We start from the raw sequence: 20,868 nt of genomic DNA, 5'->3' as shown, positions 1-20,868 counted from the left end.
CGGCGATCCGACTTGCCCGCGAAGGGATTTGATCAGCGCTGCAGAAACGCCTGATGCAACTCACCCAGCGTCTCGAAGTGATACGCCGGTGCTTCGGCGCTCAATTCTTCCCGGCTGCCAAACCCATAACCCACCGCTGCCGCGTCCAGCCCATTGCTGCGGGCACCGATCAGGTCGTGCTTACGGTCGCCGATCATCAGCGTATTGGCCGGGTCGAGACCTTCTTCGGCCATCAAGTGTGCAATCAGCTCGACCTTGTTGGTCCGCGTGCCATCCAGCTCACTGCCATAAATCATCTTGAAATGCTTGGCGAAGTCGAAGTGCCGGGCAATTTCCCGGGCGAAAACCCATGGCTTGGAGGTCGCGATGTACAGCTGCCGCCCTTGGCCACCGAGGGTTTCCAGTAGAGGCGTGACGCCGTCGAACACGCGGTTTTCATACAGGCCGGTGACCTTGAAGCGTTCACGATAGAAGTTCACTGCCTCCCAGGCCTTGGGTTCGTCGAAGTCATAGAACTGCATGAACGCCTGCAACAATGGCGGGCCAATGAAATGTTCGAGCCTGGTCAGGTCCGGTTCATCGATACCCAGTTTGCTCAGGGCGAACTGGATGGAGCGGGTGATGCCTTCGCGCGGGTCGGTCAGCGTGCCATCGAGGTCGAACAATACGGTTTGGTAATGCATGGAAATTCCTGAGCAATAGCGAGACGCTTTCCGTTATCAAGAGGCTTAGAGCTGGTCGTAGCCTTCGGCCAGATGCAGGTCCTTGAGCTTCACGTAATTCGCCGCGCTGTAGGTGAAAAAGGCTTTTTCCTTGTCCGTCAGCGGCCGGATCTGCTTCACCGGGCTCCCGACATAAAGAAAACCGCTTTCCAGGCGCTTACCCGGTGGCACCAGGCTACCGGCGCCGATGATCACATCGTCCTCGACCACCGCACCGTCCATGACGATGCTGCCCATGCCGATCAGAATCCGGTTGCCCACGGCGCAACCATGAAGCATGACTTTATGCGCGATGGTTACATCGTCACCGATCAGTAACGGAAAGCCATCGGGGTTGAATGGCCCTGCATGGGTGATGTGCAACACACAGCCGTCCTGCACGCTGGTACGCGCACCGATCCGGATGCGATGCATGTCGCCGCGGATCACCGTCAGCGGCCAGACGGAGCTGTCTTCGCCGATTTCGACGTCGCCGATCACCACTGCCGAGCCGTCGACAAAAGCGCCTTTGCCCAGCAGCGGCGTGTAGTTCTGATACTTGCGAAGGGTCACGATAGGGTTTCTCTCTGTTGCCGATAGCTGCGGTGAGCGTCGATTGTAATTAAGATGGGCGCATGTTTCTTCCCGCATGTTTTCCAGCCAAGGTGCCAACCGTGAGCGTGAACAACCCTCTTCTGCAGTCCTACGACCTGCCGCCGTTCTCGGCGATCCGTGCCGAACACGTGCAACCGGCCATTGAAAAAATCCTGGCTGACAACCGCGCCGCCATTGTCGAAATCCTCAAGACTCAGGCCAAACAACCGACCTGGGCCGGCTTGGTGCTGGCGATGGACGAACTCAACGATCGTCTGGGCGCCGCCTGGAGCCCGGTCAGCCACCTCAATGCCGTGTGCAACAGCGCTGAGTTGCGCGAGGCTTACGAGTCCTGCCTGCCGGCCCTGAGCGCCTACGCCACCGAGCTGGGCCAGAACCGTGAACTGTTTCAGGCCTATGAAGCGCTGGCGAACAGTCCTGAGGCCGCCGGTTTCGACGTGGCGCAGAAAACCATCCTGGAGCATGCCCTGCGTGACTTCCGCCTGTCGGGTATCGACTTGCCTGAAGCCGAACAAAAACGTTACGCCGACGTGCAGAGCAAACTGTCGGAGCTGGGCAGTCGCTTCTCCAACCAGTTGCTCGACGCCACCCAGGCCTGGACCAAGCACATCACTGACGAGGCCGCCCTCGCCGGCCTGACCGATTCGGCCAAGGCGCAAATGGCCGCCGCCGCGCAAGCCAAAGACCTCGACGGCTGGCTGATCACCCTGGAATTCCCGAGTTACTACGCGGTGATGACCTACGCCCAGGACCGTGCCCTGCGCGAAGAAGTCTACGCCGCCTACTGCACCCGTGCGTCGGACCAAGGCCCGAATGCCGGTCAGAACGATAACGGCCCGGTTATGGAAGAAATCCTCGACCTGCGTCAGGAACTGGCAAAACTGTTGGGCTTCACCAGCTTCTCGGAGCTGAGCCTGGCGACCAAAATGGCCGAATCCAGCGATCAGGTACTCAGTTTCCTGCGCGACCTGGCCAAGCGCAGCAAGCCGTTCGCCGTCCGAGATCTGGAGCAGCTCAAGGCCTACGCCGCCGAACAGGGTTGCCCGGACCTGCAAAGCTGGGACAGCGGTTTCTACGGTGAAAAACTTCGCGAGCAACGCTACAGCGTCGCCCAGGAAACCCTTCGCGCGTACTTCCCGATCGACAAGGTTCTGGGTGGGCTGTTCGCCATCGTCCAGCGCCTGTACGGCATCGAGATCGCCGAGCTGAAAGGCTTCGATACCTGGCACCCGGATGTTCGCCTGTTCGAAATCAAGGAAAACGGCCAGCACGTCGGCCGCTTCTTCTTCGACCTCTATGCCCGCGCCAACAAGCGTGGCGGTGCCTGGATGGACGGCGCCCGCGATCACCGCCGCACAATCAATGGTGTGCTGCAAAGCCCGGTGGCGAACCTGGTGTGCAACTTCACCCCAGCCGACAGCGGTAAACCAGCCCTGCTGACCCACGACGAAGTGACCACCCTGTTCCATGAATTCGGTCACGGCCTGCATCACCTGCTGACCCGTGTCGAGCACGCTGGCGTATCCGGCATCAACGGCGTGGCCTGGGATGCGGTCGAGCTGCCAAGCCAGTTCATGGAAAACTGGTGCTGGGAGCCGGAAGGTCTGGCACTGATTTCCGGTCACTACGAAACCGGCAAACCGTTGCCTCAGGATCTGCTGGAGAAAATGCTCGCGGCGAAGAACTTCCAGTCCGGCCTGATGATGGTCCGCCAACTGGAGTTCTCGCTGTTCGACTTCGAGCTGCACGCCACCCACGGCGACGGCCGCAGCGTGCTGCAAGTGCTCGAAGGCGTGCGTGATGAGGTTTCGGTCATGCGTCCACCGGCCTACAACCGTTTCCCCAACAGCTTCGCTCACATCTTCGCCGGTGGTTACGCAGCGGGTTACTACAGCTACAAGTGGGCTGAAGTGTTGTCGGCCGATGCCTTCTCGAAGTTCGAAGAAGACGGCGTGCTCAATGCCCAGACCGGTCGTGCCTTCCGCGAAGCGATCCTGGCACGAGGTGGTTCCCAGGAACCGATGGTGCTGTTCGTCGACTTCCGTGGCCGTGCGCCATCGATTGACGCACTCTTGCGCCACAGCGGCCTGACCGAGGACGCGGCAGCATGAGTGAGGGACCTGTGATTACCAAAAAACGCTTTATCGCCGGGGCGGTCTGCCCGGCCTGCAGCGAGCCGGACAAATTGATGATGTGGAACGAAGACACCGTTCCGCATCGCGAATGCGTAGCCTGCGGTTATTCCGACACGCTGAATGAACAAGGTCTGTCGGTGCCCAAGGAATTGGGCACCCGGGTTAACACCTCGGCACTCAAGGTGCCGGACGCCAAGGTTCAGGCCGTACAGTTTTTCCCGAACCCGAAGCTGAAGAAAAAGCCTGACGAGCAAAACTGACTGGAACACCACCTTTCACTCCCGTGGAAGGTGGTATCTATCTACCACCTTTCCCCTGCGCTTCCTTTTAGGCTGAGCACATTCAGCCTCCAGTCAAGGAAGACACCATGCCAGATACCAATCCGCTTCTGCAGCACTGGGACCTGCCGCCCTATTCGCACGTTCGCGCCGAGCATCTCGTGCCGGCCATCGAAAGAATCATCAGCGACAACCGTCAGGCCATTCCCGACATCATCGCCACCCAATCAACATTCCCGACCTGGGACGACCTTGTGCTGGCGGTCGATGACACCGATGCACGCTTGGCTGAAGCCATGGGCATCATCGAAACCCTCGCCATGGTGAAGCACGAAGGTGACACCTGGGAGCTGGCAATCGATGCATGTCGTGATGCCATGGCGCAGTACAAAACCGAAAAAATGAGCAATCAGGCGCTGTTCCGAGCCTATCAAAAGCTTGCACAAAGCCCGATCGCCGCAAGTTTCGATGAGTCTCGCAAAGCCGTGCTGAACAAGATTCTGCGCAGGTTTCGTTTCTCTGGAATCGAGTTGCCCCTCGATCAACAGCAACAACTTGCTCACCTGAATCGCGAAATCAGCGCGCTCGAGAGCCTGTTTCTAAAGAACCTGGAGAATGCAAGTTCGGCCTGGAGCAAGCGTATCGACAATGTCGCTCAACTCAACGGTTTACCCCTGGCGACCAAAGATCGTCTGGCACTCAACGCACGGCAGGCTGGGCATGAGTGCTGGCTGATAACCCTGGATCAGGACACCTGCAATCAAGTCATGGCCTATGCCGAAGACCGCCCCCTGCGTGAAGAGTATTTCGTTGCCTTCAACACTCGAGCCTCCGATCAGGGCCCGCACGCCGGACAATTCGATAATGGACCGGTATTGAAATCGCTGTTGGTTCAGCGTCATCGCAAAGCCCAACTGCTAGGGTATGAAAACTTTGCCCAATTGAGCCTGGCGAACCGGATGGCGGACTCAACCGCACAGGTCAGCGGATTCCTGCGTCGACAAGTGGCGCTGAAAACATCGAGTTTCGAGGAGGATGCGCAAATGCTCAAGACTTTCGCAGCCAGCCAGGGTATCGCTGAGGTACAGCCCTGGGACCACGAGTTTCTCGCCGAAAAGCTGCGTCAGCAATACCTCGATACGCCCCTGAAAAGCCTGCGCGATTATTTTCCCCTGGACGCAACCCTGCGCCGAATCTGCCTGTTCAGCGAGCGCATGTTCGGAATTCGGATCGTTGAACAAACAACGTTCAGCCGCTGGCATGACAGTGTCCGTCTGTTTGAAGTCAGCGAGCACGGGCAGGTGGTCGGGCATATTTACCTCGACCCGTTCCATCGCAAGGAGGCTCCTGACTTTCCATGGACCGCAACACCGCGCAACCGGCGAGTGGACGCCGAAGGCCGGTTGACCCTGCCAATTGCCGTTATTCACGCCAACTTCACGGAGGTCTTGGCTGATCAACCTTGTTTGCTGACCCATCTGGATCTGCGGGTACTTTTCCATGAATTTGGCCACTGCCTGCACCACACCCTGACTCGTTCACCGCATTACACCCTTTCAGGCATCTCCCAGCTGGGACGCGACACGGCGGAATTTGCCGGCCAACTATTCGAACGCTGGTGTTTCTCACGAGAGTTTCTACAGTGGCTGGCGGCCCACCACCGCACCGGTGAACGCTTGACCGAGGCTCAAATCGATAAAGCACTGACATCGCTTCAAGCCCATAGCAGCTGGCAGACAGCCCGATTGCTGATGGCTGGCTTATTTGATTTCCAATTGCACCGCTCTCAGGGTGATGGCCGTAGCGTTCAGCGGGTATTCGAAGACGTACAGCGGGAAATTCCTCACTTGAAACTGTCTTCCTATAGCCGGCTCGCCAACAGTTTCGATTATATGGTGACCGGTTACGGCGCCTCGGTTTACGCCTACAACTGGTCAGATGTACTAGCCACCGAAGCCTTCAAACGCTTTGAGCGAGATTGGGTTTTCAATATCCAAACAGGTAAGGCCTTTCGCGAAGCCATTTTTTCACCTGGGGATTCACACTCTCTGCTGTTATCTCTAGAGGCGTTTCTGGAACGGCCACTTGCCGAGGATCTTTTCCCAGTCGCAGTAGGTAGCTGAGGCGCGATTACTCGATGTGAGCCGAGTTGAACCAACTCTTCATCGAACACATGGCAAACGGACTTGTGCTGCACTCACCATTGGCCAGCGCCGTACGAAGTTTGTCGACATCGGCCTGCATCATGTAGCGAATGCCGTCCTTGAAGTGGGTGCTATCGCCAAAACCGCCCTGAGTCATTTCACTCAGCGCATCTTCCTTACTCCAGCCCTGCACCACCACCCGGTACATCGCCGCCATCAGGCCGGTGCGATCCGAGCCGTGTTTGCAGTGCATAAGCACAGGGCCTTTGGCCTCGGCGGTCTGAATCGCGCGAATGGCCTTGAGCACATCACTGTCATCTACGTGATTGGTGCGGTAGGGCAGCTGTATCTGGGTGATTCCGGGGTTGGACAACCAGCTTGAGTCCGGTTCAGGCAGGAAGTTGATGACGGTAGCGACCTTGAGTTTTTCCAGCAACGGCACCGCCCCCTTGTCCGGCAACGCACTGCGATAGAGAGTCGGGGACATCTGATAAAGGTTGTACTGAACCTCCACCGATTGAGCCCAGTCCGCAGGCCGGGATAGAGCAGCGTCATCAGCGTGGGCCAGCGTCAGGTTGAAAAGTGCGGCCAGCGACAAAAGAAACGTCGCAGGTAGAAGGCGCAGTAGGGACATGCTCAGGCGACCGTGAAGTGATGGATAAGTGATCGACAGCCTGAACTCGGGACAGTCAAAGACCTGTGAGGGCACTGTCAAAGAATCGTGAATAGAACAGCAAATGCCCGAGGCTGGTTGTCATTCAGATCAGCCGGACTGTCCGACATCGCTAGTTGACTGAGAGACACTATCCGGCAAGACCTTGAGTTAATAGACACCGATAAAACCAGGCCTGCATGGAGTCTCATGCAGGCCTGGCAACAACTATCAACTTCAGGGATTTACGATACTGGAATAAGCCTTGGCCAAGGCCAGCAGTTTTGCCTTGTCGTCACCATCGATATCGCCATCACCGTCCACATCGCTGTTAATGGTCTTGATCGTGAAGGACTGACCACCATCGCTGGAAACCGCTGTCACATAAACGGAATCGACCAGTGCCTCTGTCTGCACTTCATTTACCGCATCCCATCCCAGCTCTTTACGGGCAAGCTGCATCGATACTTGTGCTTCGCGAGGATTGGTTATGCTGGGCGCCAACAGTTGCAAAAAAATACCACGCTGATTAAAAAACGACATGACTAAATCCTTTTAATTAATAATTCACGACAACTTCGTGTGACGAGGATAGTACTAACAGCCTTTGTAATTGCGCTACTTGATATATATTTCCGGTGATGACAGTTGCGCGATGCGCTTGATCCATAAACTTGTCTTGTTAGTTCCTTTATATAATCTCCGACATTCACTCGCCGAACGGCACTGGCTTGTCGCTTGCCCCCTTGATACTGTATGCACATACAGTCAATGGGTTTTTATCGATGAACACGCCTCTGCCACCCCGCGGTCGCGGCACCGCCACCAACCCGCACAACCGTTTCGCACCGAACCGTTCGGTGGCCGAGGATGACGGCTGGTATCAGGAAGCGCCGATCACCCAAGGCACCGAGGTGCGCATCGAGACGGCGAAGACCATCATTACCCGCAACAACTCGCCGGACTTGCCCTTCGACCGCTCGATCAATCCCTATCGTGGCTGCGAGCATGGCTGTATCTATTGCTACGCTCGGCCCAGCCACGCCTACTGGGACATGTCGCCAGGGCTGGATTTCGAAACCAGACTGATCGCCAAGACCAACGCCGCCGATGTGCTGGAAGAGCAACTGTCCAAACGCGGCTATCAATGCGCGCCGATCAACCTGGGCTCCAACACCGATCCTTATCAGCCGATCGAGCGTGAATACAAAATCACCCGCAGGACCCTCGAGGTGCTGCTGCGCTATCGTCATCCGGTGACCATCATCACCAAGGGCTCGCTGATTCTGCGCGATCTGGACTTGCTGACCGAACTCGCCGAACAACGACTGGTGGCGGTAATGATCAGCCTCACCACTCTGGACGATGAGCTCAAACGCATCCTCGAACCCCGTACGGCTGCGCCCAAGGCACGACTGCGGGCGATCCGGGTAATGCGTGAAGCGGGGATTCCGGTGGGTGTCTTGTGTTCACCGATGATTCCGATGATCAACGACAGCGAACTCGAAAGCCTGCTGACTGAAGCCCATGCGGCCGGAGCGCAAACTGCGGCTTACATGATGTTGCGCCTGCCGCTGGAAGTGGCGCCGCTGTTCGAAGAGTGGCTGGCCGCCCACTATCCTCAGCGTGCAGCTCATGTGTTGAGCCTGATCCGCCAGAGCCGTGGTGGGGAGCTTTACGACAGTCGGTTTGGCGCCCGTATGCGCGGTGAAGGACCATTTGCCGATATGCTGGCGCAGCGTTTTGCCAAAACCATCAAGCGCCTGGGGCTCAACCGTCGGGAAGGTTTCGATCTGGACTGCAAAGCCTTTTGTCCGCCGGGTCGCCAGATGTCATTGATTTAAGGACCATTGGACCTATGGTGGAGTAGTGAAAAAAGTACGTCGCGTTCAAGCTGGTCATATTTCTTATGACCTGGAACGCACGTTCTAGAGCGCTTGATTCAGTTTGAGTTAAGCTTCGGCCGCTACCTTGTTCATCGAGTGACTGATGGGTCTGCTTTTCGACCTGGATGTTTTTTATACAGCCACTGGCTTCACATCGGACAAAACGGGAAAATTCCCTTACTCCGCCAAAGAGGATGAATCATGAGTGACAAGGATAAACAGCCTTTGGCTGCGTCGGCTTCAGCCCAACCCGAGGCGGAAACCGCCGATGCAGCGCTGCAGCATATCGTTGACGGCTTTTTGCATTTTCATCACGAGATCTTTCCGCAGCAGGAAGAACTCTTCAAAAAACTCGCCACGGCCCAGCGGCCTCGGGCGATGTTCATCGCGTGCGCCGATTCGCGCATTGTTCCCGAGCTGATCACCCAAAGCGCCCCCGGCGACCTGTTCGTCACCCGTAACGTCGGCAACGTCGTGCCGCCTTATGGGCAAATGAACGGTGGTGTTTCCACAGCCATCGAATACGCAGTGCTGGCGCTCGGCGTGCAGCACATCATCATCTGCGGCCACTCCGACTGTGGCGCCATGCGCGCAGTACTCAACCCGCAGAGCCTGGAAAAGATGCCTACGGTCAAAGCCTGGCTGCGCCATGCGGAAGTGGCGAAAACCATGGTTCAGGACAACTGCCATTGCTCGAATGAAAGCGAGAGCATGCACATCCTTACCGAAGAGAATGTGATCGCTCAGTTGCAACATTTGCGCACGCACCCGTCGGTGGCCTCGCGCATGGCCAACGGTCAGCTGTTTATCCATGGTTGGGTGTACAACATCGAAACCAGCGAAATCCAGGCTTACGACGCGGATCAGGGTTGTTTCCTGCCGCTCGATGGCAGCCATCCGATTCCGGTGGCGACGCCCAAAGCGCGCTTCTAAATCCTCTTCGTAGCCTGTCTCACAACAACGTTTGCGAGACAGGTCAACAGATCCCTGTGTGGTTTAGCCGAGGCTGCTGATCAGGCAGCCCGGCTTTGCCATGCCTGAAGAAAACTTCGGGAGAGTCACCATGCGTGCCGCTCAATTAAAAGCTGTTCTGCCACGGGAGCTGCTGGCTTCGGTGGTTGTGTTTCTGGTTGCCCTGCCTTTGTGCATGGGCATCGCCATCGCCTCCGGGCTGCCACCGGCCAAAGGCCTGATCACCGGCATCATCGGTGGGCTGGTAGTTGGCTGGCTTGCCGGTTCACCGTTGCAAGTCAGCGGCCCGGCGGCGGGTCTGGCGGTATTGGTGTTCGAACTGGTGCGCCAGCATGGTATCGCCATGCTCGGGCCGATCCTGCTGCTGGCGGGTTTTCTGCAATTGGTGGCCGGGCGTTTGAAACTGGGTTGCTGGTTTCGGGTCACGGCGCCGGCTGTGGTGTACGGCATGCTCGCCGGTATCGGTGTGTTGATCGTGCTGTCACAGGTGCACGTAATGCTCGATGCCGTGCCCAAGCCCTCGGGGCTGGATAACCTGGCGGCTTTCCCCGCTGCGGTGATTCAGGCTTTGCCTTCGTTTGGCTGGCAGGCGGGCTTGCTCGGGCTGTCGACCATTGCCGTGATGTGGCTGTGGGAAAAATTCCGCCCGCATTCCCTGCGTTTCGTTCCCGGTGCATTGCTCGGGGTCGGCCTGGCAACGATCGTCAGCCTGGCGCTCGCCTTGCAGGTCAAACGTGTGGAGGTCCCGGCTAACCTCGCGGAGGCCATCGATTGGCTACGTCCGGCGGATCTGCTCAACCTGGCTGACCCAACCCTGCTGATCGCCGCCTTCGCCGTGGCCTTTATCGCCAGCGCCGAAACCCTGCTCTCGGCCGCCGCCGTGGATCGCATGCACAGCGGTCAACGCTCGGACTTCGACCGCGAATTGTCGGCACAAGGTGTGGGCAACATGTTGTGTGGTCTGCTCGGCGCGCTGCCGATGACCGGGGTGATCGTACGCAGCTCGGCCAACGTTCAAGCCGGCGCCACCACCCGTCTGTCGACAGTGTTCCATGGCCTGTGGCTGCTGGCTTTCGTGCTGCTGCTATCGAGCGTGCTGCAAAGCATTCCGGTGGCGAGTCTGGCGGGCGTGCTGGTTTACACCGGTTTCAAACTGGTAGACCTCAAGGCCTTTCGCGGCCTGGGCCGTTATGGCCGGATGCCGATGTTCACCTATGCGGCGACCGCACTGGCAATCATCTTCACCGACCTGCTGACCGGTGTGCTGATCGGCTTCGGCCTGACGTTGGCCAAACTGGCCTGGAAGGCTTCGCGACTGAAAATCAGCCTGATCGATCTGCCGGCGGACGGCGAGATGGAACTTCGACTGGTGGGGGCGGCGACCTTCCTCAAGGTGCCGGCGTTGACCCAGGTGCTGGGGAGCATCCCGGCAGGCGCGACGGTGCATGTGCCGCTCAATAACCTGAGCTACATCGATCACTCGTGCCTTGAGTTGCTGGAGGAGTGGGGCCGGGCCAATGCGGCCAAGGGTTCGAAGCTGTTGATTGAAGCGCGGGGGTTGAAGCGCAGATTGGAAGGACGGTTGCGGACCACGACGGGCGTAGGTTCCGCCGGATAGATAACAGTGTGGGAGCGAGCTTCTGTGGCGAGGGGGCTCGCCCCCGTTCGGCTGCGAAGCAGTCGCAAAGCTTTTGGGGCCGCTCCGCGGCCCAACGGGGGCAAGCCCCCTCGCCACAAGCTCGCCACACAGGTATTCGGTTCTTACCGTTGGATCAAGCCGCTGGCTGATCCAGCTCCAGTTCCACGCCCAATTGGCGCGACAGGCACGGCCAGCGCTTCCACGCGGCGCCGGTGTCCGGGCTGTTGAGTTTCTCGCGGTAGGCCTCCACCGACTCCAGCGCGAAACTTTCATCGTCAAGCATCTCGTCCACGGCGTGATGCACCGCCTCATCCAGTTGGTTGGCAAATTCCTCGCCAATCAATTGGTGGGCAATCAGGTTGGCGACAGTCATGTCCAAGGGGATCAATGGCTGGCCAAAATGCTTGATGTACAGGTCGTTGACCTCTTCGACCAGGCGGTGCGCCAGATAAGCTTCGTCCAGCAGGCTGTCCAGGCCAACGTGACCGGCCATGATCGCCGGCGGCTGGAGGAAGAACTGCTCGGCGATTGTCAGCACCGGCTTGATCTGCGATTCGATGCCCGCTTCCCTGGCGACTTCATTGGCTGCATCCAGCAGGTCTGGCACTTGTTCTATATACGCGGCCACAAAACGCGTCATCACGCCGTTGGCGTCGACATCCGGCAATTGGATGGCGGAGTGAAGGTGCGGCAGTTGGGTTTCAAGCTGACGAGTCAGCAGGCCGGTCTCGGCCTCGTGTTGCAGGGCTTTTTGGATCTGCTCGCGCAATGCGGCGGTGTTCATGAAAACTCCAGGAAACAAAGGCAATGAAATAGGGAAGACATAACTTAGCTGGCTCAGGAAAAAGGCTAAGACGCATTTGTCATAATTATTTCATTCTTGAGACGCCTGCGTTATATCGATTTGCCACCACTCGTCTGCATCCTTCTCCATTCGTGACCTGGAACGCAAGTCCAACCTGTTTCAGCTGATTTACCCCATCGCGTTGCGAGGTGGCACTCGCTGTCTATACTCGGTTCTGAATGGAGTTAGCTGATGACACCCGACTGCATATGCAGCAAGGCTCGGCGATTCAAGTTCGTGGTCTGAAAAAGCCGCTCCCTTGCCGCAGGCGTTACGCCTACGGGATAACAAGAACGATAAGGGGAACCCGCAATGATGCGACATCCACATGTCTGGATGGGCCTCCTGTTGTGGTCGATTTTCAGTCAGGCGCAAGCGGCCTGGACTGTCAATATGGCGCCTGGAGCGACTGAGATCAGTCACGCAGTATTCGATCTGCACATGACCATTTTCTGGATCTGTGTGGTGATCGGCATCATCGTCTTCGGCGCCATGTTCTGGTCGATGATGATCCACCGCCGCTCGACCGGGCAGGTGGCCGCAAAATTTCATGAAAGCACCACCGTTGAAATCCTCTGGACCATCGTGCCCCTGCTTATTCTGGTGGCCATGGCGGTCCCCGCAACCGCCACACTGATCAAGATGTACGACAACACTGAGCCGGATATCGATATCCAGGTCACCGGCTATCAGTGGAAGTGGCATTACAAATACCTGGGTCAGGACGTCGAATTTTTCAGCAACCTGACTACCCCCGCCGATCAGATCCACAACAAGGAAGCCAAGGGCGAACATTACCTGCTGGAGGTCGACAAGCCACTGGTGCTGCCGATCGGTGCCAAGGTGCGTTTTCTGGTGACCTCCGCCGACGTCATCCACTCTTGGTGGGTGCCGGCCTTCGCAGTCAAGCGCGATGCGATTCCGGGCTTCGTCAATGAATCCTGGACCCGTGTCGACAAGCCCGGCATCTACCGTGGCCAGTGCGCCGAGCTGTGCGGCAAGGACCACGGCTTCATGCCGATCGTGGTCGAGGTCAAGGAAAAGGCCGACTACGAAAAATGGCTGGGCGAGCGCAAGGCGGAAGCCGCGCAACTCAAAGAGCTGACCAGCAAGGAATGGACCCTCGACGAGCTCAAGGAGCGCGGCGACAAGATTTATCACACCACTTGCGTGGCCTGTCACCAGGCCGAAGGCCAGGGCCTGCCGCCGATGTTCCCGGCACTCAAGGGCTCGAAAATCGCCACCGGGCCGAAAGAGGCTCACCTGAGCCTGGTTTTCCATGGCAAGCCCGGCACCGCGATGGCGGCGTTCGGCAAGCAGCTCTCGGAAGTCGATATCGCGGCGGTCGTGACCTACGAACGTAACGCCTGGGGCAACAACAAAGGCGACATGGTCACCCCTAAAGAAGTGCTGGAGCTGAAACAGGCGGAAAGCAAATGACCCGGTCTATTGCGTACTCAAGGAATCGGTCGGGGCATGACGTCCCGGTTCGCCCAGCCCAGCCGTTTGCAGGAGACAGGACATGACTGTTGTAGTCGATGACCATGTTCATACCGATACCGCCCACGCCCACGGCCCTGCCAAAGGCCTGATGCGTTGGGTGTTGACTACCAACCACAAGGATATCGGCACGCTGTACCTGTGGTTTGCATTCACCATGTTTCTGCTCGGCGGCTCGTTCGCCATGGTGATTCGCGCCGAGCTGTTCCAGCCGGGATTGCAAATCGTCGAACCGGCGTTCTTCAACCAGATGACCACCATGCACGGTCTGGTGATGGTCTTCGGCGCGGTGATGCCGGCCTTCGTCGGCCTCGCCAACTGGATGATCCCGTTGATGATCGGCGCGCCGGACATGGCCCTGCCGCGAATGAACAACTTCAGCTTCTGGCTGTTGCCGGCGGCGTTCCTGCTGCTGGTATCGACCCTGTTCACCCCCGGTGGCGGGCCGAACTTCGGCTGGACCTTCTACGCACCGCTGTCGACCACCTACGCGCCGGAAAGCGTGACGTTCTTCATCTTCGCCATCCACTTGATGGGGATCAGTTCGATCATGGGCGCGATCAACGTGATCGCGACCATCCTCAACCTGCGCGCCCCCGGCATGACGTTGATGAAAATGCCGCTGTTCGTCTGGACCTGGCTGATCACCGCGTTCCTGCTGATCGCGGTGATGCCGGTACTGGCCGGCTGCGTGACCATGATGCTGATGGACATCCACTTCGGCACCAGTTTCTTCAGTGCCGCCGGTGGCGGAGACCCGGTGCTGTTCCAGCACGTGTTCTGGTTCTTCGGTCACCCCGAGGTGTACATCATGATCCTGCCGGCCTTCGGTGCCGTCAGCTCGATCATTCCGGCGTTCTCGCGCAAGCCGCTGTTTGGCTACACCTCGATGGTCTATGCCACGGCCAGTATTGCCTTCCTGTCATTCATCGTCTGGGCGCACCACATGTTCGTGGTCGGCATTCCGCTGGTGGGCGAGTTGTTCTTCATGTACGCCACCCTGCTGATCGCGGTACCGACCGGCGTGAAGGTGTTCAACTGGGCCAGCACCATGTGGCAAGGCTCGCTGACCTTCGAGACGCCGATGCTGTTCGCCGTGGCGTTCGTGATCCTGTTCTCCATTGGCGGATTCTCCGGGTTGATGCTGGCCATCGCCCCGGCGGACTTCCAGTACCAGGACACCTACTTCGTGGTCGCGCACTTCCATTACGTGCTGGTGCCGGGGGCGATCTTCGGGATCTTCGCCTCGGCTTACTTCTGGCTGCCAAAGTGGACCGGCCACATGTACGACGAAACCCTCGGCAAGCTGCACTTCTGGCTGTCTTTCATCGGCATGAACATGGCGTTCTTCCCGATGCACTTCGTGGGCCTGGCGGGCATGCCGCGGCGGATTCCGGACTACAACCTGCAGTTCGCCGATTTCAACATGGTGTCGTCGATCGGCGCGTTCATGTTTGGTGCCACGCAGATCTTCTTCCTGTTCATCGTGATCAAGACCATTCGCGGCGGCGAGCCGGCACCGGCCAAGCCGTGGGATGGTGCCGAAGGGCTGGAATGGAGCATTCCATCGCCCGCGCCGTATCACACCTTCACCACACCGCCGGAAGTGAAATGAACGCCCTGGCCTTTGTGGAAGCGAGCTTTTGTGGCGAGGGAGCTTGCTCCCGCTCGGCTGCGAAGCAGACGCAAAACTTTTGGGGCCGCTTCGCGACCCAGCGGGAGCAAGCTCCCTCGCCACAAGGGCCTGCTCCTAGCGGGTTATGCGTAAAGGTTCGAAGCCATGGCTGACTCGATCTCGATGAAGAAGCTGGTCACCCGCCTGTTGCTGGTGGTGGCGGCGATGTTTGTCTTCGGCTTTGCCCTGGTACCGATCTACGACGTGATGTGCAAGGCATTCGGCATCAATGGCAAAACCGCCGGGCAGTATGAAGGCGAGCAAACGGTCGACGCCTCGCGGCAGGTTCGCGTGCAGTTTCTGTCGACCAACGCCGCTGACATGCCCTGGGATTTCTATCCCAAGACGGATGAGCTGACCGCGCACCCCGGGGCGGTGAACGAGATGATTTTTATCGCCCACAACCCCACCGACCGGCCGATGAGCGCCCAGGCGGTGCCGAGTATCGCGCCGAGTGCAGCCGCGGCGTACTTCCACAAGACCGAATGTTTCTGCTTTACCCAGCAAGTGCTGCAGCCCGGTCAACGCATCGAGATGCCAGTACGGTTCATCGTTGACCGCGACATGCCCAAGGATGTGAAGCACCTGACGCTGTCCTACACGCTGTTCGATATCACCGCACGTCATCCGCCTGTAGCTGTTGCAGCAAGCACAGGTGGCTAGGCGTTAAAGCGTGCCCGATAAGGAGAACAATAAATGGCAACTCATGAACATTATTACGTTCCAGCCCAGAGCAAATGGCCGATCATCGCCACGGTCGGCATGCTGGTCACGGTGTTCGGCCTGGGCACCTGGTTCAATGACCTGAAGGCTGCGCGGCCGGAATCCCATGGCCCGCTGATCTTTTTCGTCGGCGGACTGCTGCTGGCCTACATGCTGTTCGGCTGGTTCGGGACGGTGGTCAAGGAAAGTCGCGCGGGGTTGTACAGCCCGCAACTCGACCGCTCGTTCCGCTGGGGCATGAGCTGGTTCATTTTCTCGGAGGTGATGTTCTTCCTGGCCTTTTTCGGTGCGCTGTTTTATGTGCGCAACATCGCGGGCCCGGCACTGGGTGGTGAAGGCACCAAAGGCATCGCCCACATGCTGTGGCCGACGTTCGAGTTCACCTGGCCGCTGCTGAACAACCCGGACTCGAAACTCTTTCCTCCCCCCAAGGAAGTCATCAGCCCCTGGGGCCTGCCTCTGCTCAACACCGTGCTGCTGGTGAGTTCCAGCGTCACCGTGACCATCGCTCACCACGCCTTGAAGAAAGGCCATCGCGGGGCGCTGAAAATCTGGCTGGCACTGACCGTGTTGCTCGGTTGCGGCTTCCTGGGCTTTCAAGCCAAAGAATACCTGCACGCCTACCACGAGCTGGGCCTGACCCTGGGTTCCGGTATCTACGGCGCAACGTTCTTCATGCTCACCGGTTTCCACGGTGCCCACGTGACCATCGGCACCATCATTCTGTTCGTGATGCTGATGCGCATCATGCGCGGGCACTTCAATGCAGACCACCATTTCGGCTTCGAGGCGGCGACCTGGTACTGGCACTTTGTGGATGTGGTGTGGATCGGGTTGTTCGTTTTCGTCTACGTACTTTGAGCCTGGTACTCATGACTACCAAGGCACGTGGGACACCAGCTGGCCGCTGAAAAAACCCCAGGCGATCAAGCCGACAGTAATGGCGGCCAGCGCAACACGAATACTCAAGGCGATGACCAGGCGATTCGAGCTGCTGTCGTCCTTGACCAGAAAAAACAGGCCGCTGAACAGGCTGACAACCGTGGCAATCAGCATCAGGACGATGGCTGCTTTGAGCATGGTGACACTCCGGGGGACAGGCGATGCATGTGAGTATAGCTATCGCGATGACCGACTTTCTGGCGACGCCATGAAGCGCTTCCGGCTGGGCCTTGTGCCGACTCTGGTGGTCGCGGTGCTGCTGCCCTTGCTGGTGTCGCTCGGGTTCTGGCAGTTGAGCCGGGGCGCGGAAAAAAGCGCGCTGCTGCAAAATTACGCCGAGCGCCGGGCCGCCGAACCGATGGCCAGCACCGAACTGCAACACACCGCAGATCCGGCCTTCCGCCGGGTTCGCCTGCACGGCCAGTTCGATGCCGAACACAGCCTGCTGCTGGATAACCGGCAGCGCGACGGCAAGGTCGGGGTCGAGCTGTTGCAACCGTTTCAGGATCAGGCCACCGGGCTCTGGTTGCTGGTCAATCGCGGCTGGCTGCCGTGGCCGGATCGGCGCACACCGCCGTCATTCACCACACCAACTCAGGTGTTGAGCCTCGACGCCTGGGTCTATGTCTCCCCCGGCGCAACGTTCCAGTTGCACGCTGACCCCAACGCCACGACCTGGCCACAACTGATCACCGCCGTTGAACCGGCCAGGCTGTGGACGGCGCTTGAACGTGACGGTTTCGCCTACGAATTACGCGCGCAAAGTGGCCCTGCGACCTACCGGGCCGATTGGCCGGTGGTGGCCATGGGGCCGGAAAAGCACCTGGCTTACGCCGTGCAGTGGTTCGCCCTGGCGATCGCGCTGTTCGGCCTTTATCTCTATCTCGGATGGCACAACGCAAAGGAGAACAATAATGGGAGTGGCCATGAATCCACCCGGCATGTCTGAGGCGAAAACACCGGTGAATCGGCGGCGCGGACGCTTGCAGTTGCTGCTGATCCTATTGGGGGTGATCGGTCCGATGATCCTCGCCACCGGCATGTACAAATTGCAGTTCTGGGTACCCGAAGGCCGCAGTTATCACGGTGAACTGATCGGCAACGGCCAGACTCGCGCCGACATTGGCGTACAGGTGCAGGAAGACCGCTGGCAGTTGCTGGTGACGGCGCCCAAGGACTGCTCGGTGGATTGCCAGCAGCTGGTTTATCTGGCGCGGCAGATCCAGATCGGCCTCGGTCGCGATGCCGCCCGTGCCAGCCATGCGCTGGCCATCGCGCAGCCGCTGAACAGTGATTACGAGACTAAACTTCAACGCGAGTACCCACAGTTGCAACGCTATTCATTGGACCTGCCGTCCTACATCAAAGGCGCGCAGAGCAATGACACGCCGCACCTGTGGATCATCGACCCTCACGGCAATCTGGTGCTGCGTTACGACCCGACGGTGAAGGGCAAGGATCTGCTCAACGACCTGCGCCACCTGCTGAAACTGTCGAACATCGGATAAGGGCATCGTCATGGCCAAACCTGGATTTCGCCTCGCGCTGTTTGCCACCTTGCTGGCACTGATTGTGGTGTTGCTCGGCGCTTACACTCGCCTGACCCACGCCGGCCTCGGCTGCCCGGACTGGCCCGGCTGCTACGGTTTTATCAGCGTGCCGCAAAGCGAAGCCCAGCTGGCTCATGCCGAACTGCATTTTCCAGACACCCCGGTGGAAGCCCACAAGGGCTGGAACGAAATGGTCCATCGCTACTTCGCCGGCACGCTGGGGCTGCTGATCGCGGTGCTGGCGGGCCGCGCCTGGGTCCATCGTCATCATCCGGGGCAGCCGGTGAAGTTGCCGCTGTTCTTGCTGGCGTTGGTCATTGGCCAAGCGGCTTTCGGCATGTGGACGGTGACGCTCAAGCTTTGGCCGCAAGTGGTCACCGGACATTTGCTCGGTGGTTTTGCGACCTTGAGCCTGTTGTTTCTGCTGACCTTGCGCCTGTCCGGCGTATTGCCGGCGCTGACTGTGCCTCGGCGTTTGCAATACTGGGCAACCGCCGGCTTGCTGCTGGTGATCGGGCAGATCGCCCTCGGTGGCTGGGTCAGCTCTAATTACGCAGCAGTAGCCTGCATTGACTTTCCGACCTGCCACGGCCAATGGCTGCCACCGGCTGATTTCGCCAACGGCTTTCACCTGACCCAACACATCGGTCCGAATTATCTGGGCGGGCAACTGGACAGCGATGCCCGCACCGCGATTCACCTGACTCACCGCATCGGCGCGTTACTGGTCACCTTTGTTCTGCTCGGTCTGGCCTGGCAACTGAAGGTCGTCGGCATGACGCGCCTGGCCGTCATGGTGCTGATCGCCCTTGCCGCACAAATCACCCTGGGCATCAGCAACGTGGTGTTCCACTTGCCGCTGCCGGTGGCCGTCGCCCACAACGCCGGCGGTGCGGCGCTGTTGCTGACGATGGTGCTGGTCAATTATCACGCGCGAACCAGCCTGGTTCGGGTCAAGCATCAGCCCCCTCGGCGCTGGCGTCTACGCCTGCGTAAACACTCGGCCGGGCCCATAACAATAAAAGGAGAGATGCCATGGCGACTCTGATCGGCGAACGTCACAGTCAGGCCATCTGGCGAGACTACCTGGAACTGACCAAGCCGAAAGTGGTGGTGCTGATGCTCATCACCTCGCTGGTCGGCATGTTTCTCGCGACCCGCGCCGGGGTGCCATGGACGGTGCTGGTGTTCGGCAATCTGGGGATCGCCCTGTGTGCCGGCGGTGCCGCGGCGGTCAATCATGTGGTGGACCGGCGCATCGACGCGGTCATGGCCCGGACCCACAAACGGCCCCTGGCCGAAGGCCGGGTATCTCCAGCCGCCGCGCTGACCTTCGCCCTGATACTGGCGATGCTCGGCCAGGCCTTGCTGCTGACCTTCACCAACCCGCTGACAGCGTGGCTGACCCTCGCCTCCTTGCTCGGTTATGCCGTGGTCTACACCGGTTTTCTGAAACGCGCGACGCCGCAGAACATCGTCATCGGTGGCCTCGCCGGAGCTGCCCCGCCACTGCTCGGTTGGACCGCCGCCACCGGTCATGTCGGCGCCGAACCATTGTTGCTGGTGCTGATCATCTTCGCCTGGACCCCGCCGCACTTCTGGGCGCTGGCGATTCACCGCAAGGAGGAATACGCCAAGGCTGACATTCCGATGCTGCCGGTGACCCATGGCGAGCACTACACCAAAGTCCACATCCTGCTTTATACCTTTGCGTTGCTGGCCGTCAGCCTGATGCCCTACGTGATCCACATGAGCGGCGTGCTCTACCTGATGTGTGCCCTTTTACTGGGCGCCAGGTTTCTGCAATGGGCCGTGGTGCTGTACCGTGGCACTCGACCGCACGCGGCGATCAACACGTTCAAGTACTCTATCTACTACTTGTTCCTGCTGTTTATCGCGCTGCTCGTAGACCACTACTTACTGTTGATCCTATGACTCGAACCCAGAAAACCGTCTTCATCCTCGTTGCCCTGATTGCGCTGATCCTGGGCCTGACCGTCAATAAAGTACTGACCGGGAAAAACCAGGGCGACCCGACGGCGCTGATCGATGCAGGGATCATCTTGCTGCCCCAAAGCCGCAATCTGCCGGACGTGAAGATGACCGATCAGGACGGCAAGCCAGTGGCGATCAACGAACTGAAAGGCAAGTGGAGTTTGCTGTTCTTCGGCTACACCTTCTGCCCGGACATCTGCCCGACCACCCTCGCCCAGCTGCGGCAGATCAAGAGTGAACTGCCGGCGGATGCGGTGAACAAGTTGCAGGTCATCCTGGTCAGCGTCGACCCGAACCGCGATACGCCCAAGCAACTCAAGCAGTACCTGGGCTACTTCGATCCGCAATTCATCGGGCTGACCGCAGCCTCGGTCGAAGACCTTCAGAAAATGGCCAACGCGGTGAGCATTCCGTTCATTCCGGCGGACACCAGCAAGCCGAACTACACCGTCGACCACAGCGGCAACCTGGCGGTGATCGGACCGGACGGGACTCAACGCGGGTTCATTCGTGCACCGCTGAATAACCAGAAACTGGTGGCGCAGTTGCCGGTGATGCTCAACCGTCAATAAGCACCATAGCTGCGGTGTTTCAGGCAAAAAAATGGGGCGCATTCA

Annotated in this window: 21 protein-coding genes; 15 read left to right on the top strand and 6 right to left on the bottom strand. The window is 58.9% G+C overall.

Annotated elements, in window-relative coordinates:
- Nucleotides 1–32: 32 nt before the first annotated feature.
- Together ACEN9A_RS30655 and ACEN9A_RS30650 are read right to left on the bottom strand one after the other, a co-directional pair.
- On the bottom strand, nucleotides 33–683 hold the full coding sequence (locus tag ACEN9A_RS30655; protein WP_258671833.1) for an HAD family hydrolase: 651 nt from the start codon (nucleotides 681–683) through the stop codon (nucleotides 33–35).
- Between the two features lie 45 nt (nucleotides 684–728).
- The gene (locus ACEN9A_RS30650) at nucleotides 729–1,274 is read right to left on the bottom strand and encodes a gamma carbonic anhydrase family protein (RefSeq protein ID WP_007940736.1); all 546 of its coding nucleotides are present in this window, start codon (nucleotides 1,272–1,274) and stop codon (nucleotides 729–731) included.
- A 62-nt stretch (nucleotides 1,275–1,336) separates the two neighbouring features.
- Between ACEN9A_RS30650 and prlC the strand changes: the two genes are divergently transcribed.
- From prlC to ACEN9A_RS30635, 3 genes are all read left to right on the top strand, one after another.
- Nucleotides 1,337–3,427, top strand: a complete 2,091-nt coding sequence (prlC, locus tag ACEN9A_RS30645) for an oligopeptidase A (RefSeq protein WP_413386923.1) — start codon at nucleotides 1,337–1,339, stop codon at nucleotides 3,425–3,427.
- Entirely contained in the window at nucleotides 3,424–3,711 is a 288-nt protein-coding gene (locus tag ACEN9A_RS30640; RefSeq protein ID WP_019651191.1) for a YheV family putative zinc ribbon protein, read from the top strand. The genes prlC and ACEN9A_RS30640 overlap by 4 nt, the downstream gene beginning before the upstream one ends.
- A 107-nt stretch (nucleotides 3,712–3,818) precedes the next feature.
- The gene (locus ACEN9A_RS30635; RefSeq protein ID WP_258671830.1) at nucleotides 3,819–5,852 is read left to right on the top strand and encodes a M3 family metallopeptidase; all 2,034 of its coding nucleotides are present in this window, start codon (nucleotides 3,819–3,821) and stop codon (nucleotides 5,850–5,852) included.
- A 7-nt stretch (nucleotides 5,853–5,859) separates the two neighbouring features.
- On the opposite strand, the gene ACEN9A_RS30630 is transcribed toward ACEN9A_RS30635, so the two are convergent.
- Together ACEN9A_RS30630 and ACEN9A_RS30625 are read right to left on the bottom strand one after the other, a co-directional pair.
- On the bottom strand, nucleotides 5,860–6,507 hold the full coding sequence (locus tag ACEN9A_RS30630; protein ID WP_258671829.1) for a dual specificity protein phosphatase family protein: 648 nt from the start codon (nucleotides 6,505–6,507) through the stop codon (nucleotides 5,860–5,862).
- Between the two features lie 255 nt (nucleotides 6,508–6,762).
- The gene (locus tag ACEN9A_RS30625) at nucleotides 6,763–7,068 is read right to left on the bottom strand and encodes a hypothetical protein (protein ID WP_019651194.1); all 306 of its coding nucleotides are present in this window, start codon (nucleotides 7,066–7,068) and stop codon (nucleotides 6,763–6,765) included.
- 242 nt (nucleotides 7,069–7,310) lie between these two features.
- On the opposite strand from ACEN9A_RS30625, the gene ACEN9A_RS30620 reads away from it, so the two are divergent.
- The 3 genes from ACEN9A_RS30620 to ACEN9A_RS30610 all read left to right on the top strand — a co-directional run bounded on the left by ACEN9A_RS30620 (nucleotide 7,311) and on the right by ACEN9A_RS30610 (nucleotide 11,001).
- A complete protein-coding gene (locus ACEN9A_RS30620) occupies nucleotides 7,311–8,369 on the top strand; it encodes a PA0069 family radical SAM protein (protein WP_258671828.1) in 1,059 nt (352 codons plus the stop codon).
- 243 nt (nucleotides 8,370–8,612) lie between these two features.
- A complete protein-coding gene (locus ACEN9A_RS30615) occupies nucleotides 8,613–9,344 on the top strand; it encodes a carbonic anhydrase (protein ID WP_018927254.1) in 732 nt (243 codons plus the stop codon).
- 130 nt (nucleotides 9,345–9,474) lie between these two features.
- Nucleotides 9,475–11,001, top strand: a complete 1,527-nt coding sequence (locus ACEN9A_RS30610; protein WP_258671826.1) for a SulP family inorganic anion transporter — start codon at nucleotides 9,475–9,477, stop codon at nucleotides 10,999–11,001.
- A gap of 154 nt (nucleotides 11,002–11,155) precedes the next feature.
- Here ACEN9A_RS30610 and ACEN9A_RS30605 read toward each other — a convergent pair whose 3' ends face one another.
- Complete coding sequence (locus ACEN9A_RS30605; protein ID WP_019580288.1) at nucleotides 11,156–11,806, bottom strand: hypothetical protein; 651 nt, start codon at nucleotides 11,804–11,806, stop codon at nucleotides 11,156–11,158.
- Nucleotides 11,807–12,178: 372 nt separating this feature from the next.
- Between ACEN9A_RS30605 and coxB the strand changes: the two genes are divergently transcribed.
- The 4 genes from coxB (at nucleotide 12,179) to ACEN9A_RS30585 (ending at nucleotide 16,625) form a co-directional block, all read left to right on the top strand.
- Nucleotides 12,179–13,306, top strand: coding sequence for a cytochrome c oxidase subunit II (gene coxB / locus ACEN9A_RS30600; protein WP_019580289.1), 1,128 nt, complete (start codon nucleotides 12,179–12,181; stop codon nucleotides 13,304–13,306).
- Nucleotides 13,307–13,388: 82 nt separating this feature from the next.
- Nucleotides 13,389–14,981 (top strand): cytochrome c oxidase subunit I, encoded by a 1,593-nt coding sequence (gene ctaD, locus ACEN9A_RS30595; protein WP_018927258.1) that lies wholly within the window; start codon nucleotides 13,389–13,391, stop codon nucleotides 14,979–14,981.
- Between the two features lie 165 nt (nucleotides 14,982–15,146).
- Nucleotides 15,147–15,704: a cytochrome c oxidase assembly protein gene (locus ACEN9A_RS30590; protein ID WP_018927259.1), complete on the top strand. Its 558-nt coding sequence runs from the start codon at nucleotides 15,147–15,149 to the stop codon at nucleotides 15,702–15,704.
- Nucleotides 15,705–15,737: 33 nt separating this feature from the next.
- Nucleotides 15,738–16,625, top strand: coding sequence for a cytochrome c oxidase subunit 3 (locus ACEN9A_RS30585; protein WP_019580291.1), 888 nt, complete (start codon nucleotides 15,738–15,740; stop codon nucleotides 16,623–16,625).
- Nucleotides 16,626–16,640: 15 nt separating this feature from the next.
- Here ACEN9A_RS30585 and ACEN9A_RS30580 read toward each other — a convergent pair whose 3' ends face one another.
- Nucleotides 16,641–16,844 (bottom strand): twin transmembrane helix small protein, encoded by a 204-nt coding sequence (locus ACEN9A_RS30580; protein ID WP_018927261.1) that lies wholly within the window; start codon nucleotides 16,842–16,844, stop codon nucleotides 16,641–16,643.
- 70 nt (nucleotides 16,845–16,914) lie between these two features.
- On the opposite strand from ACEN9A_RS30580, the gene ACEN9A_RS30575 reads away from it, so the two are divergent.
- The 5 genes from ACEN9A_RS30575 to ACEN9A_RS30555 are packed head-to-tail and all read left to right on the top strand — an operon-like array spanning nucleotide 16,915 to nucleotide 20,823.
- Nucleotides 16,915–17,655: an SURF1 family protein gene (locus ACEN9A_RS30575; RefSeq protein ID WP_258671824.1), complete on the top strand. Its 741-nt coding sequence runs from the start codon at nucleotides 16,915–16,917 to the stop codon at nucleotides 17,653–17,655.
- Nucleotides 17,621–18,214, top strand: coding sequence for a PA_0111/PP_0108 family redox-active disulfide protein (locus ACEN9A_RS30570; protein WP_026346030.1), 594 nt, complete (start codon nucleotides 17,621–17,623; stop codon nucleotides 18,212–18,214). The genes ACEN9A_RS30575 and ACEN9A_RS30570 overlap by 35 nt, the downstream gene beginning before the upstream one ends.
- Nucleotides 18,215–18,224: 10 nt before the next feature.
- On the top strand, nucleotides 18,225–19,304 hold the full coding sequence (locus ACEN9A_RS30565) for a COX15/CtaA family protein (RefSeq protein ID WP_258671823.1): 1,080 nt from the start codon (nucleotides 18,225–18,227) through the stop codon (nucleotides 19,302–19,304).
- Entirely contained in the window at nucleotides 19,292–20,191 is a 900-nt protein-coding gene (gene cyoE / locus ACEN9A_RS30560; protein ID WP_018927265.1) for a heme o synthase, read from the top strand. Before ACEN9A_RS30565 ends, cyoE begins: the two co-directional genes overlap by 13 nt.
- Nucleotides 20,188–20,823: an SCO family protein gene (locus ACEN9A_RS30555; RefSeq protein ID WP_019651205.1), complete on the top strand. Its 636-nt coding sequence runs from the start codon at nucleotides 20,188–20,190 to the stop codon at nucleotides 20,821–20,823. The genes cyoE and ACEN9A_RS30555 overlap by 4 nt, the downstream gene beginning before the upstream one ends.
- The last annotated feature ends 45 nt before the right edge of the window (nucleotides 20,824–20,868 follow it).

It is taken from the genome of Pseudomonas sp. Pseusp18 (genome assembly GCF_059506005.1).
Note: the sequence above shows the minus strand (reverse complement) of the source record. Positions and strands in the feature narration are given on the sequence as shown.

What these genes read in the sequence shown, in the direction of transcription:
- ACEN9A_RS30655 (WP_258671833.1), bottom strand. Translation starts at nt 683, where the DNA reads ATGCATTACCAAACCGTATTGTTCGACCTCGATGGCACGCTGACCGAC.
- prlC (WP_413386923.1), top strand. Translation starts at nt 1,337, where the DNA reads ATGTTTCTTCCCGCATGTTTTCCAGCCAAGGTGCCAACCGTGAGCGTG.
- ACEN9A_RS30640 (WP_019651191.1), top strand. Translation starts at nt 3,424, where the DNA reads ATGAGTGAGGGACCTGTGATTACCAAAAAACGCTTTATCGCCGGGGCG.
- ACEN9A_RS30635 (WP_258671830.1), top strand. Translation starts at nt 3,819, where the DNA reads ATGCCAGATACCAATCCGCTTCTGCAGCACTGGGACCTGCCGCCCTAT.
- ACEN9A_RS30630 (WP_258671829.1), bottom strand. Translation starts at nt 6,507, where the DNA reads ATGTCCCTACTGCGCCTTCTACCTGCGACGTTTCTTTTGTCGCTGGCC.
- ACEN9A_RS30625 (WP_019651194.1), bottom strand. Translation starts at nt 7,068, where the DNA reads ATGTCGTTTTTTAATCAGCGTGGTATTTTTTTGCAACTGTTGGCGCCC.
- ACEN9A_RS30620 (WP_258671828.1), top strand. Translation starts at nt 7,311, where the DNA reads ATGAACACGCCTCTGCCACCCCGCGGTCGCGGCACCGCCACCAACCCG.
- ACEN9A_RS30615 (WP_018927254.1), top strand. Translation starts at nt 8,613, where the DNA reads ATGAGTGACAAGGATAAACAGCCTTTGGCTGCGTCGGCTTCAGCCCAA.
- ACEN9A_RS30610 (WP_258671826.1), top strand. Translation starts at nt 9,475, where the DNA reads ATGCGTGCCGCTCAATTAAAAGCTGTTCTGCCACGGGAGCTGCTGGCT.
- ACEN9A_RS30605 (WP_019580288.1), bottom strand. Translation starts at nt 11,806, where the DNA reads ATGAACACCGCCGCATTGCGCGAGCAGATCCAAAAAGCCCTGCAACAC.
- coxB (WP_019580289.1), top strand. Translation starts at nt 12,179, where the DNA reads ATGATGCGACATCCACATGTCTGGATGGGCCTCCTGTTGTGGTCGATT.
- ctaD (WP_018927258.1), top strand. Translation starts at nt 13,389, where the DNA reads ATGACTGTTGTAGTCGATGACCATGTTCATACCGATACCGCCCACGCC.
- ACEN9A_RS30590 (WP_018927259.1), top strand. Translation starts at nt 15,147, where the DNA reads ATGGCTGACTCGATCTCGATGAAGAAGCTGGTCACCCGCCTGTTGCTG.
- ACEN9A_RS30585 (WP_019580291.1), top strand. Translation starts at nt 15,738, where the DNA reads ATGGCAACTCATGAACATTATTACGTTCCAGCCCAGAGCAAATGGCCG.
- ACEN9A_RS30580 (WP_018927261.1), bottom strand. Translation starts at nt 16,844, where the DNA reads ATGCTCAAAGCAGCCATCGTCCTGATGCTGATTGCCACGGTTGTCAGC.
- ACEN9A_RS30575 (WP_258671824.1), top strand. Translation starts at nt 16,915, where the DNA reads ATGAAGCGCTTCCGGCTGGGCCTTGTGCCGACTCTGGTGGTCGCGGTG.
- ACEN9A_RS30570 (WP_026346030.1), top strand. Translation starts at nt 17,621, where the DNA reads ATGGGAGTGGCCATGAATCCACCCGGCATGTCTGAGGCGAAAACACCG.
- ACEN9A_RS30565 (WP_258671823.1), top strand. Translation starts at nt 18,225, where the DNA reads ATGGCCAAACCTGGATTTCGCCTCGCGCTGTTTGCCACCTTGCTGGCA.
- cyoE (WP_018927265.1), top strand. Translation starts at nt 19,292, where the DNA reads ATGGCGACTCTGATCGGCGAACGTCACAGTCAGGCCATCTGGCGAGAC.
- ACEN9A_RS30555 (WP_019651205.1), top strand. Translation starts at nt 20,188, where the DNA reads ATGACTCGAACCCAGAAAACCGTCTTCATCCTCGTTGCCCTGATTGCG.